The sequence below is a fragment of the Rhizobium aureum genome (genome assembly GCF_030182495.1).
Classification (GTDB): Bacteria; Pseudomonadota; Alphaproteobacteria; order Rhizobiales; family Rhizobiaceae; genus Rhizobium; species Rhizobium tropici_C.
In genome coordinates, this window is sequence record NZ_JAQJCI010000025.1 from 53,973 (window position 1) to 66,203 (window position 12,231).

At 57.3% G+C, this 12,231-nt stretch carries 12 protein-coding genes; 8 read left to right on the forward strand and 4 right to left on the reverse strand.

Going from position 1 to position 12,231, the window contains the following annotated elements:
• Window positions 1–27 precede the first annotated feature (27 nt).
• The 3 genes from PH552_RS31285 to PH552_RS31295 all read left to right on the forward strand — a co-directional run bounded on the left by PH552_RS31285 (window position 28) and on the right by PH552_RS31295 (window position 2,639).
• Window positions 28–1,038 (forward strand): polysaccharide pyruvyl transferase family protein, encoded by a 1,011-nt coding sequence (locus PH552_RS31285; RefSeq protein WP_112340218.1) that lies wholly within the window; start codon window positions 28–30, stop codon window positions 1,036–1,038.
• 190 nt (window positions 1,039–1,228) lie between these two features.
• Window positions 1,229–1,531: an alkylphosphonate utilization protein gene (locus tag PH552_RS31290; protein ID WP_112340217.1), complete on the forward strand. Its 303-nt coding sequence runs from the start codon at window positions 1,229–1,231 to the stop codon at window positions 1,529–1,531.
• A 751-nt stretch (window positions 1,532–2,282) separates the two neighbouring features.
• The gene (locus PH552_RS31295) at window positions 2,283–2,639 is read left to right on the forward strand and encodes an avidin/streptavidin family protein (RefSeq protein WP_112340215.1); all 357 of its coding nucleotides are present in this window, start codon (window positions 2,283–2,285) and stop codon (window positions 2,637–2,639) included.
• 221 nt (window positions 2,640–2,860) lie between these two features.
• On the opposite strand, the gene PH552_RS31300 is transcribed toward PH552_RS31295, so the two are convergent.
• On the reverse strand, window positions 2,861–3,301 hold the full coding sequence (locus PH552_RS31300; protein WP_112340214.1) for a DUF4168 domain-containing protein: 441 nt from the start codon (window positions 3,299–3,301) through the stop codon (window positions 2,861–2,863).
• A 229-nt stretch (window positions 3,302–3,530) separates the two neighbouring features.
• Window positions 3,531–3,833: a DUF982 domain-containing protein gene (locus tag PH552_RS31305; RefSeq protein ID WP_112340213.1), complete on the reverse strand. Its 303-nt coding sequence runs from the start codon at window positions 3,831–3,833 to the stop codon at window positions 3,531–3,533.
• 823 nt (window positions 3,834–4,656) lie between these two features.
• Between PH552_RS31305 and PH552_RS31310 the strand changes: the two genes are divergently transcribed.
• The 3 genes from PH552_RS31310 (at window position 4,657) to PH552_RS31320 (ending at window position 6,727) form a co-directional block, all read left to right on the forward strand.
• Window positions 4,657–5,130, forward strand: coding sequence for a VOC family protein (locus PH552_RS31310; RefSeq protein WP_112340212.1), 474 nt, complete (start codon window positions 4,657–4,659; stop codon window positions 5,128–5,130).
• Window positions 5,131–5,546: 416 nt separating this feature from the next.
• The gene (locus PH552_RS31315) at window positions 5,547–5,669 is read left to right on the forward strand and encodes a hypothetical protein (RefSeq protein WP_281023928.1); all 123 of its coding nucleotides are present in this window, start codon (window positions 5,547–5,549) and stop codon (window positions 5,667–5,669) included.
• Between the two features lie 566 nt (window positions 5,670–6,235).
• A complete protein-coding gene (locus tag PH552_RS31320; RefSeq protein WP_112340210.1) occupies window positions 6,236–6,727 on the forward strand; it encodes an HIT family protein in 492 nt (163 codons plus the stop codon).
• Window positions 6,728–7,463: 736 nt separating this feature from the next.
• On the opposite strand, the gene PH552_RS31325 is transcribed toward PH552_RS31320, so the two are convergent.
• Window positions 7,464–8,897, reverse strand: a complete 1,434-nt coding sequence (locus PH552_RS31325) for an MFS transporter (RefSeq protein ID WP_112340209.1) — start codon at window positions 8,895–8,897, stop codon at window positions 7,464–7,466.
• A 101-nt stretch (window positions 8,898–8,998) separates the two neighbouring features.
• Between PH552_RS31325 and PH552_RS31330 the strand changes: the two genes are divergently transcribed.
• Window positions 8,999–9,613 carry a TetR/AcrR family transcriptional regulator gene (locus PH552_RS31330; RefSeq protein ID WP_112340208.1) on the forward strand — a complete coding sequence of 205 codons (615 nt, stop codon included), beginning with the start codon at window positions 8,999–9,001 and terminating at the stop codon, window positions 9,611–9,613.
• A 42-nt stretch (window positions 9,614–9,655) separates the two neighbouring features.
• Here PH552_RS31330 and PH552_RS31335 read toward each other — a convergent pair whose 3' ends face one another.
• Window positions 9,656–10,636, reverse strand: a complete 981-nt coding sequence (locus PH552_RS31335) for an AraC family transcriptional regulator (RefSeq protein WP_285166565.1) — start codon at window positions 10,634–10,636, stop codon at window positions 9,656–9,658.
• 99 nt (window positions 10,637–10,735) lie between these two features.
• On the opposite strand from PH552_RS31335, the gene PH552_RS31340 reads away from it, so the two are divergent.
• Window positions 10,736–11,959, forward strand: a complete 1,224-nt coding sequence (locus PH552_RS31340; RefSeq protein WP_181592274.1) for an MFS transporter — start codon at window positions 10,736–10,738, stop codon at window positions 11,957–11,959.
• Window positions 11,960–12,231: the final 272 nt, after the last annotated feature.

The following is a 12,231-nucleotide window of genomic DNA, read 5'->3' on the forward strand; positions in this document are numbered from 1 at the left end:
CCTTGTCATCTAAAGGGGAATGGGGAAATGACATTGCAATCAAATCGAGTCCTGATCGCGAAATTGGACGACATGATCCACGATTGCCTGAAAGACTACATCAGCCATGATGAGCCTTTGGCGATCCTCGACTTTCCCGATATCCGCAATTGTGGCGACTCCGCCATCTGGCTCGGCGAAATGGCCTATCTCAAGCGGAGATACGGCAAGCGGCCGACCTATGTCTCGCGGATCGACGATTTTTCACCCGAGCAACTCGAGCGGACCATGCCGACCGGTCCGATCTTCATTCATGGCGGCGGCAATTTCGGCGATATATGGGATGCGCATCAGGATTTCCGCGAACGGGTCCTGGAGCGGTTTCCCGATCGCCAGGTGATTCAGTTCCCGCAATCCATCCACTACAAGTCCGAGGCCCGCCTCGCCGAAAGCGCCCGCGTCATCGGACGGCACAAAAACTTCGTCTTGCTGGTGCGCGACGAGGAGTCGAAGGAGTTCGCCCTCAAGCATTTCGATTGCGAAGTGCGTCTTTGCCCGGATATGGCCTTTTCCATCGGAGCAATCCAGCCGCAGGAGCCGGAATTTCCCGTCCTTGCCATGCTGAGATCCGACCTCGAAAAAGTCGGAGATGCCAATCTCTCGGCCTATCCCGATATTCCGAAAGAGGACTGGACCACCGAATCCGCCAGACGGGTGCGCATCTCCAAGGCGCTTGGTGCGGCGACGGCCTTGCTCGCTCTCAAGCCGGCCGAAATACGGCTGCGCAAGCTCGATGCGGCGGCCCACAACAGGCTGGGTCGCGGCATCAGGCAGATCTCCCGCGGTCGGGCGCTCGTCACTGACCGGCTTCACGTCCATATCTGCTCGATCCTGCTCGGCCGGCCGCATGCGGTGCTGGACAACAGCTACGGCAAGATACGCAGGTTCATGGCCGCATTTTCCGGCGGCACCGATCTGGCATACCGGGCGACATCGCTCGAGGACGGGATCGCCTGGGCGCGCCACCAGGCCGATCAGACGCTCGTACCGGCCGCTTGAAACGCGGCCATCGGTGAATGCTCAGCCTCGTGGTTCTCGATCGCATGGATTCATGTCACCGTCGGCTGCTGGTGGCCGCGATTTGATTTCGCGGCATTTGCGGGATAAAGGGCTCCAGCGGATTGGCCATCCACGCTGAGAGCGCGGCGCCAAACGGCATAGCTGAACAAGACGACACGGCAGGACAGACATGGGCGACCAGAACGACGATTACATATATGACGAGGTGAGCGGCGAATGGCGGCCTGCTTCGGAGATTGCGGCGGAGGCCGCAAAAGCCGCGGAGGTCCGCGACGCATCAGGCAATGTTCTGGCGGACGGAGACTCCGTTGTCCTGGTAAAGGACCTCAAGGTGAAGGGCGCCGGGCAAACGCTCAAGCAGGGAACCGTCATCAGGTCGATCCGGCTCACCGACAATCCCGAGGAGATCGACTGCCGGCATGACACGATCAAGGGGCTGGTGCTGCGCACCGAATTCGTCCGCAAGCGCTGAACGGCGGGATCGGGGTTCCGCCCCCCTCGCCTCACGCGCGAATGCGATTTGATCTCCACCCTTACCGATCCAAAGGCAGCCGCGCAGCGTCTCGGCGCGGCTGCGGCGCGCAGCCCTACGTCTGCTGATGTCACCAGCGCAGCGTCGCAGCCAAACAGTGAGCGCTGTTTTTTCCAGCACATTGACCCCGAGGAACATTGGCCCGTTTCGGACGCCGTGGGTATCCCATCTGCGTCAAGATGACTGATGTCGTATGCAGCAGTTTTGGGGTAGTGCTCCCTCACGATAGAGTGTCAAGTAATAGCCTGGAAATATCCGAAATGTGGGATTGGTTCCCTATAGTCTTCTTTCCGCTCAAGCTTCTCGTGTTAGGCACGGGCATGTTCTTCGCCGTCAAATGGCATCGCGATCAAGAGAAGAAGAAGTAACTAAACCAGCGGACCGTAAGCGTCCGCTGAAGTCGCAATCGCATTCTTCAGCTTGGCGACGCGATTCCGACAAAAGCGTCTTTATGATCTACCACAGCTCGTCCTCCTGTGAGGAGGATCGGCTCGGCCTACCCGGGCAACCCTCGCAAGACCGGTGTAGGGCGAGCAAACTCCGGCCACGAAGACGGACATTCGGTCTTGCGCCAAACATCGACGGCGCCTTTATGAAGATTATGCGAAAGATTTCCCTGGCTACGAGTTCGGAGCGGAACACCCGCGCGTGAGACCAGTTTCCTTATCTACAAGATGAGGAGATTTTCGAAATGACCTGGACTGGCACTTGGCGCAATCAATATGACTCTACGCTGACGATCATCGAGGATCGGGATGGGCTGATCAAAGGCACGTTCAAGACTGCTCTGCAGGATAGTGCTTTCTTTGGCCATGAACTGCAGGCAACGGGTGTTTGGTTCGATGATTGCATTAATTTCGCCTTTGGTGTGGCGGGAGACGGTCCGACGTCAATCTGCTCATTCACTGGAATGTTGCGAGAGGACAAGCTCCAAACAGTGTGGCACGTCGTAACCAGCGCGAAGGTCGGAAAGTCGGGTCAGGCTGAGAAGCTTGGGTGGGCTCATTCGGTGCAGACGAATGTCGATACATTCGAACGGCGCACCTGACGCCCCGGGGCGTCAAAAGATGCTGGTATGCGTGATCCCCTCAACCGACTATACCGGTTGACGCCTCTTGAGACAGAATCGAGGATCGACGCCATTCCGTCGTTCCGCCGGGGCACGCGTGCGCCTTCATGAGGAAAAAACGCTGATCCACGCCGTGCCAAGATTGCGGTACTTGGCACGGTCGTGGCGGGGATCAATTTGGCTGTCGATTGTGACGTCGCCTACTGCTGTGCGGGTGCGGGCTGCTGCCCAGGCTCGGATTTCTGAATCTTGTCCTGAACTCTCTTAACGAGCGCCGGATCCTTCTGTGCTGCCGTGAGAATCGCGTTGTACTCGTCTACCGACATGCCCGGAGAGGTCTGGACGGCCTGTACCATCTGTTTGCTTGCCTCGGTCTGCAGCTGCTGCTTCGCGGTCGCGTCCGACGTTGCTCCGATCTTGGCCGAGTATTCCTGCCTGATCTTGTCCACCTGCAGATACGCGACTGCAAAAGCCTCGATCTTTTGATCGCTGACGGTGGCAGCTGTCCCGCTGCTATTGGGTTGTGCTTGGGTGGGCTGGTTCTCTTGTGTCGCCTGCTGCGCAAATGCGGGATTGGTGACAAATAGCAAGCCCAAGACCGTGGCAGTTGCCGATGCGGCAGAGATATAACGAGTGATCATCTTGATTCCTCTTCGATAGTGCGGGGGAACACCTCTTTAAGTGGCGTAGAGCGAAAGGCGGCATATCGCAGTGATTTAGCCGCTGGTTAGGGTTGAGGACCGATCCGGCGACAATGTGGCCGCCAAACGTTTTCTATGGGGCAATAGTAGGGCGATCTGCCGACCCGGAACGGCGGCGTTGTGGCTTCGCGATTTGAGAATATCGGAGCACAGCGGATGCGCACAATTCTCAAAATACCGGTTTCGATGGTTTGATAGCGATAAAATCGCGGTCGATATATCCGAGCTTCATATAGATGTGAGCTTCGTATGCCGCCACGATAAAGGCATCCCGCGCGATCTCCGGATTGGAATTACCCTCGACAGAGGCGCGACAGATGATCAACGCGTCCTGATAGGCCTGATCCTCCTCGACGGGCCAATCCGCCAACAGACAGTCGAGTGCTTCCGAACTGCTGTTGATCGCCCGCAACTCGCCGACGCACTGCAGCAGGATATTTACAGGTCTCTGCCATATTCCATACATCACCATAATCGACCTCTGGTGCTGAAACGGAATCGATGGTGTCTTTGTTCCTGCGGGGAGAGATACGGCAGTCAGCGGCCACCTATCAGGCGAAACGAACTATCCACGCAATGAGGAGTGTGTCGGTTAGCAGTGCAATCACCAGAAGGAGGCCTATGAGCTTTCGTCGCTCTACCGTCTCCTTGGATTCAATTTTGAAAGCCGCTTTGTAAGCGTTTCGATGTCTCGGTCACTTACCGGTCTAACAGAGTTTCGAGGGCGCGTCATATTGACCAGGCCGCATGTGACGAAAATGAAAAATAATAGCAGATAAGGGGCCATCTCAAACGCAGCCTTTTGCGGTTCAGCCATTTGCAATTTCTCGTTAGATAAACAGCTTTGTCGGTCCATCGCAATTGAGAGCCGCTTGAGCCTCCGGCGGTTCCGAATTGCCAGGCAATTTTGCGCCAGTTACACCTCCGCCTGCTTTTCAGACCTTGTTAACCGTATGGATAAGCATGGCTCTTTCACTATATTGAACTTAAAAGCGCAAATACTTCCGTTAGTCATTTCTTCGAAATATTCATGATATGCTGAAGCGCCGACCTCGCGGTCGCGCAAGCTGGCGGTACCGCAGATCCAATAGATAGATTAAGGGTGAGTATGCCGAGGCTATTGTCGCGGACAGCACCGCCTCGCCTTTCCGCAATCGGTCCGAAGTGATCATGCCGAACAATTTAAAGGCTGTTTGACTGGCATCAAGCGCAAAATAGCTCTCCCAGGACTGGAGAAAGACAACCTGTCGCCTATTTCCCATCGAAAATCACAACAACCGGGAAGGAAACTTGCAATGGCAAAGAACACGATCTGCCTGTGGTACGACAAGGACGCCGAAGCCGCTGCCCGCTTCTATGTCGAAACCTTTCCAGATAGTGCGATGGGCGCCGTCATCCGAGCTCCCGGCGACTATCCGGAAGGCAAGCAAGGCGATGTGCTGGTCGTTGAGTTTACGGTAGCGGGCATTCCCTGCGTTGGGCTGAACGGTGGTCCCGTATTCAAACATAATGAAGCCTTCTCCTTTCAGATCGCCACCGAAGATCAGGAAGAGACGGATCGCTACTGGAACGCCATTGTTAACAATGGCGGCCAGGAAAGCGAGTGTGGCTGGTGCAAGGATAGATGGGGTGTTTCCTGGCAGATCACACCGCGCATCCTGATGGAAGCACTCGCAGTTGGCGGCGATGAGGCAAAACGCGCCTTCGATGCGATGATGACCATGCGCAAGATCGACGTCGCTGCGATCGAGGCTGCCAGACGCGGCTGAGCCCGTTCGACGGCACGCGAACACCGACCGGCGTTCGGACTCGGCCGCACGGGGCCGACGGCCCGGCAAACCAGCCGGATATACTGACGAGGGCTGCATCTGCCGCCCCAGCCAGTGGCGCAGCCGCGCAGGAGAAAGGCGCGGCCTTCCGTGCGCGATCCATATCTGCTGAGCGGCACCACATCACCTGGGACACGGGCGAAATCGGCATCGCCGGCAGCACCACTTGGATGAAGCGTCGGGCGTGGCCTGAAGCATATGTGTCGCGAGAGCCGGGAGGGGAGACAACTCTTCGGCCCGTGTCAGCCCCTAAGGATGCGTTTTCTTGGTAATTGCGCCGCACTGAAGCTCGATCGCCTCGCCATTTATCGCGCTATCGGAGCGGAACGCCCGCTCCTCAAAAACGCTTTCTACCGATGCCTTCCAATTATGTCGGTGTCATCCTTTCGAATGGCGACCGGTACGGCGTGTTCAGCCAGATCACCGGCCATCCCATTGCACAAGCCGGATCGTCGATGATGTTCGATGGCGAAGTTTGACAGGTTCAACGAGCAGATGCTGGGCCAAGCTTCACTTTCGCCTTGCCCAGCGACGTTCCGGATGCTGAGGCTTGCTCCCCACGCGATATTCCCCTCGCCGTCATTTTGCGCGATGTCTTCTCGGCTGGAGAGCCTCATAGAGGCATTAGGCGCCGCCGGAAACTCACGCCTGCTCGGCTGGGAGATAACAAGCTTGCTCATGAAAACCCTGGCAGCTGTCAGGGTTTTCATCCATTGCATATCGGGCGAAAAGCCGAGGCGAAAGTTCACACCTGCCGTGAACCGTTCGGAGACGAGCCTCGTTCCTCCTATTGAAATATTGATCCTACAGCCAAAACCCTGACAGCTGTCAGGGTTTTGATGAAGGACATGAACGGTCAGCGGCGGCCCGAAAGACGTGGAGCGTCAGCGCTTGCCATTTCGCTTCTCGACGTGAATAGTCCAAGCCTATGTCGCTCACCTCATGCGGTTCGATACTCAAGCTTGCTCCATGCCAGCCATCGATCCGGCGAAAGTGAAGCGCCGTACAAAACCGCTGTGGTTGGACAGGCGAAAGGGGAGGCTGTTTGAAGCTCGATCCACATTTTATAGCCGAAACTGACGGATGGCTTGTCACTCATCGCGCAGATTCGGCTCTCCCCGGCTATCTTATTATCAGCTCTAAAAACTTTGCCACCGATTTATCGGAATTGTCCGCGGGCACCTTGCAGGAGCTCGGCCCCTTGCTGGCACGAGTACAGACCAACCTGAGACAGCGGCTGAGTGCGCGACGTGTCTATATAAGCCGCTATGGGCACATTCCCGACTATACGATCCACTTCCATGTGATCCCGATCTACGATTGGGTCGAGGAGCTCTTCTGGCAAGATCCCCGCTATCGGGTGCTGGAAAGTCTTACAGAAGGGCAGGGGAACTCGGAAACGGATGGCGCGGAGCTAACCCTCTATGTATGGCGTGAATTCTGCGAACGCGCCGACCCGCCGCCCGCCACAGGACGGACTGTCGCCGAGGCTATCCGGCTTCTGCGCAAGTCGATGAATTCCAGCCCTTCGTTGTGAACCCCGGCCGCCAATTTTGATCGACTGATCTCGAATAGATATCGCGCCCTCTGAATTTGAGAGTTCGAACGACGGTTGATGTTGAGACAGCAAAGCTCGGTGCAAGGGTTGGAGCATTGAGTCATGGGCGGATGGCCCCAGACTGCCGAGCCGGCCGAAGTCTCGACGCCGGACCTTTCCGTAACCGCCGTGGGCCGATATCAGCACGGCCCCTCCCGGTTCTCACGACAAAAGAACTAGAAACAAAGGTTTCAATACCGCGGATGCAACAGAAATGTCGAAAAGCCCTGTAGCTCACTCACTGATGGCTAAGATCTAGGCTGGCACTTCAGCAAGGTGCGGCGGAACGCACTTCGACCACCATATTTACTCACAATTTACCCATATGGTAGCGAATTTCGCATCCATATAACATAATGTTTTTGCTAGACATTTCTTTGTATATGGAACAGAAGAAAACACTTTCTTCCGTTAGCTATATACGCGTTCGGGACTAGAAGTGATATGGACTTTCTAAGCTGAAAAGTCGTCCTAGCATGATGTCAGCCTTGACGTGATCTGACCTGCTTCGACAAATATGCCTCCCAAAGGTATCTGCTTTTTTCCGCTATAAAAGGCATATTTGCGTTCTTGCACAAAGAACGTATCGGCTTGCCTGGGCAAACCAACTATTGGGGGCGCGACAAAGTGCACGTTCTTTCCGTCGCGCCTGGATGTGGCAGTTTCTTGTAGGGCTTTATCGCGATCGCCGCGGCCGGAACAACGCCGCCACGGCAATAACCGTCGCAATGACGCCGCCCGTCGCGCAGAGCCAGAACGCGAGACGAACACCGCTCGCCAGATCGCCGGACGATACCTCGCCATCTGCGAGACCGGCATGCGCATTGGCAAAACCAACGAGGACGGCAAGGCCAACGGCGTTTCCTATGTTCATCGTGGTTGACGCCATCCCTGATGCGACACCCTGTTCGCGATCCGGCACTCCGGAACCCGCAATAATCCACATTGCCGTCCACACGACGCCCTGACCAATTCCCGAAACGAGCAGACCGGGAACGATGGCTGTGTAGCTGCTCTCAGGCCATGCCCCGGCAATCATGATAGCCGTGCCCGCCGCCCCCACCAGCATTCCCGCGATCAATGTCGATCGCGCCGAAATGCGTGAGGCATAACGCTCGCCGATTTGAGTACCGGCGGCAATCGCAAGCGAGGGAACCAGAAAGGCAAGGCCCGTCTCCGAGGCTGTGAAATGGTGAATATCCTGAAACAGCACTGTCAGAAAATAAGGCAGGGCTCCAAACGTACCCATGTAGAGGAAGGTGATAGCCATGCTCGTCACAAGCATACGATTGCCAAACAGCCTGAGAGGCATCAATGGATCGCGACTTTGCGATTCGATGATCATGAATGCCAGCAGCAGAAGCGCCGAAAGAGCGAAAGTGCAGAGAATCGGTGCGGCATTCCACCCGAACACCGGTCCCTGCACGAGCGCAAATACCAGCAGCGTGGCGCCTCCGGTAACCGTCAGCGCTCCCGGCAAGTCGAAGGAGCGGCCATGAGACACGTGAGGATCTCGCGGGATAACGAAGAAGGCTGCGACGATTGCAATCAAGGCGAGGAAGACATTGACGAAAAACACCGACGGCCAGCCAAAAGCGCTCGTTAGAAAACCGCCGGCAAGCGATCCGATCGTAAGACCGCTGGCACCGGCCCCTCCCCAGACTGCCAGAGCCCGGTTGCGCGCCGCTCCCTCTGAAAACAGCCGGTTGACGAGGGAGAGCGTGGCAGGAAAGAGAAAAGCGCCGCCGATCCCCTGGACGGCTCGCGCTGCGATGATGACTGCAGGCTCCCAGGCCAATCCCCCCACCAACGAGGACGCCGCATAGAGCCCGAGGGCCGTGATGAACAATCGCCGTTGGCCGATAAGATCCGCCGCACGCCCGCCGAATAGCAGAAAGCCGCCGCAAAAGACCGTGTAGGCACTGACGACCCACTGCAGCGTCTGACCTGAGAAGCTGAGGCCCTCGCCGATTTTCGGCAGGGCCACGAAGACGATGTTGATATCGAGCGAGATGATCAACTGTGCGAATGCGAGGAGCGCGAGCGCAGCCGCCCGGTTGAAATTCGCCGCGCCGGTTCCGACTGATGGTCTTTCTGCAATGTGATCCATTTATCCTCTCCGTCGATTCTTTGTCGATCAACAAATAATGTGAGGCTTGCATAGCCGAGTCAAGATGATTATTTGTTGAACGACAAAGATTGAGGCTCGGTATGGCAGGAAGACCGCGGGAATTCGATCGTGATGAGGCGCTGGCCAAAGCCCGTGACCTCTTCTGGGAGCGAGGTTACGAAGGCGTCTCGATGTCCGACCTCGTCGATGCCATGGGCATCGCTTCGGCACGCATCTACGCTGCTTTCGAATCGAAAGAGGCCCTGTTCCAAGAAGCAGTTACGCTGTACGCCTCCGGGGAGGGTGGATTCGCCACGCGTGCCTTGGCCGAGGAGCCGAATGTCTTCGATGCCTTCAAGCGGCTTCTGCGCGATGCGGTCTCGCTCTACACCCGTCCAAATCAGCCGCATGGCTGCATGATCGTGATGGCGGCCACCAACTATACGATCCATAACCAGGCCGTTCGAAGACGGCTCGGCACATACCGCCGGGACCGCGCTGCATCCCTACATGAGCGTCTGAAGAAGGCGTCGGAGAACGGCGAGCTGAAACCCGACGCGGACCCGCGCGCCCTGGCGGAATTCTACGCCGCCTTTCTCCACGGCTTATCGGTGCAAGCGGCCGACGGGGTGCCAAGAGACGTCCTGCTGTCTACATTGTCTCACGCGCTGATGCCGTTGAAGAGCGCCATATCCGTGAAGGCTGACAATGTCTGAAACGATTGCCGCCGGCGTGCCACATTCTCGACAGTGAGAACTTCAATCAACGGGGAGCGAATTCATGTCAGCCTCGCTGCCCTTGCGGAACTGGCTCGGTGGAGCACCGATAATACGCTTGAAGGCACGGCTGAACGATGCCTCTGCGTCGTAGCCCAACCTCTGCGCGACCACGGACACACGCATTCCATTGCGCAGCCATTGAAGAGCTTGGTACATGCGCACCCTGGCCACGTAGCGCGCCGGCGTTTCACCCACGACTTTCAGGAAGCGCTCGGCGAAACCCGACCGAGAGATGCCCATCAGGTTCGCAAGTGCTGCCAAGCTCCAGTCACGATCCGGTTCGAGGTGAATCGCAGCCAGTACGCGGCCGATTTCGGGGTTGCGCACCGCGGCAATCCAGCCGGTTGTATCGCCGCAGCCATGTTCGACCCACGTCCTGATCAGCGTCGCGGTCAACACATCCGCGAGCCTGGCCAGTATCCCTCCCGCGCCGACCCGATCCATTTGCACTTCACGCGTCATGGCATCGAGCAAATGCGGGATCGCCGGCTCGTTCTTCGCCAGATCGCTGGTGAGCATCGTGTCAGGCATCAACCGCAGCAACGGATGAAGATTGTCGATATTGAAGCGCATCGCCGCGGTCAAAGCCACCGTTCCCCCACAGGCATCGGGGCACTGGAGATCGAAGACGTCCTGGCAGACTTCCTTGCGGTCAAATTGCTCGAAAGGCACCGGCGGAATGCCTGGTTCGCTTGCAATCATATGCGCATTGCCACGCGGCAGAAGTGCAGCATCGCCGGGTCCCAACTGGAGCCAATCGCCTGACGGCGCCTGAAGCCATGCGGAACCGGACGAAATGAAATGCAATCTCGCCGACAGCTGCGGCGCAAAATAGGTCGCCCATGGCTCCGAAAGCCGGCAGCGCCCATATTCAACGCCGTCGAGCCGCAAGCCTCTCAGCATCTCGCTCAGAGCATCATGAGTCTCGCCAATACTGTCTTTGGACGAATAGTCAAGCATCTCGGATTTCCTAGCATGGAAAGTACAGACTGTCACGACTACCTTTTGCCAGATGGCATCGACAGCACGCCAAGATATCTTAAAATAGGACTGCACCCCATGGCAGAGAGCGATTTCAAGCCCAAACCGTCCCTTCACAACCAGCCGACGGCAGAGACATCCCAAAGACCAAGATGGGATGCCGTCGTCGCCCTGGCGCTCGGCGTCTTCGGTCTCGTTACGGCGGAATTTCTGCCGGCCAGCCTGCTCACTCCAATATCTTCCGATCTAGGTCTCTCTGCCGGGGAGACCGGCCAAACGGTGACTGCAACGGCTGTCGTCGCCGCATTTGCAGGCCCGGGTATCGTCATAGCCACCCGAAGTTTCGACCGCCGCCGTGTGCTCTTTAGCCTTACTGCTCTTCTGATCCTTTCCTGCGTCCTGGCAGCAACCGCCAACAATTTGATTTTGCTTCTCCTATCGCGAGTTCTGCTTGGAGTCGGGCTTGGCGGCTTCTGGGCAATGGCCGGTGCGCTTGCAATGCGGCTGGTCCCAATCGAACATCTCCCCCGAGCAATGGCGATGATCTTTACCGGCGTCTCCCTCGCCACCGTCACGGCGGCACCGATCGGCTCCTATGTGGGATCAACCCTTGGATGGAGAGCGTCCTTCGTCCTCGCAGGAGCTGTCGGCGTGCTTGCATTGATTGCCCAGGCTATCACCGTGCCATCGTTACCACCGGCAGGTCACGCAGGCTTGTCGACGCTCGGCGCCGTTCTGACGCGGCCCAAGATCCGGGTGGGTCTGATCACGACACTTCTCGTCGTTGCAGGCCATTTTGCCGGCTTCACTTATATCCGCCCCTATCTGGAAGGTATCGCCCACCTCAACGTCGAGATGGTGTCGCTGGTGCTTCTCGCTTACGGCGTCAGTGGTTTCTTCGGCAATATTGTCGGTGGCATGATTGCGGAGCGCAGCTCTGCTATTGGCACCGTCTTCTCGTCGAGCCTGATCGCCGTTGCCGCCGCTATCTTCGTGACCGTGGGTGCGTCCGAGCTCGCCGCGATTGTCGGAGTCGCCATTTGGGGTTTCGCCTTCGGCGCATTTCCCGTCTCCATCCAGAGCTACATCACGCGTGCCGCGCCGGACGAAGCTGAAAGCGCAGGAGCATTGCTCCTAACTGCTTTCCAGGTCGCTATTTCCAGCGGCGCGGTCCTGGGCGGCATACTGATCGACTTGCAGGGACCGCTTGGTGTCATGTCGTTCCTTGGAGCCGCATGCCTTGCGGGAACTGTGTTGATGGCAGCGCGGGGCGGCAAGCAGACCTCCCTTGTTCAAAGCTGACGAGCGAGACCGCAGGTCTGCCTCGATAATCGATGGCGACTTTCGGGCCGCGGACAGGCAGCGATCGTAAACACCCTCGGTTGCCCAGCGGAAAATCAACTGGCAAGATCACGAAAGAGAAGGGGAGGGAACAATGTCATCCCTCTCGCAAAAGGCAGAGATATGCGATCTTCGCTCGTATCGACTCTCAATCCGGCGCTCCCTTCCCATGGGCATCACCGGAGCATTACAAATTTGTAAGCATGCTATTCATTTTCAGTTAAGGCGAATTG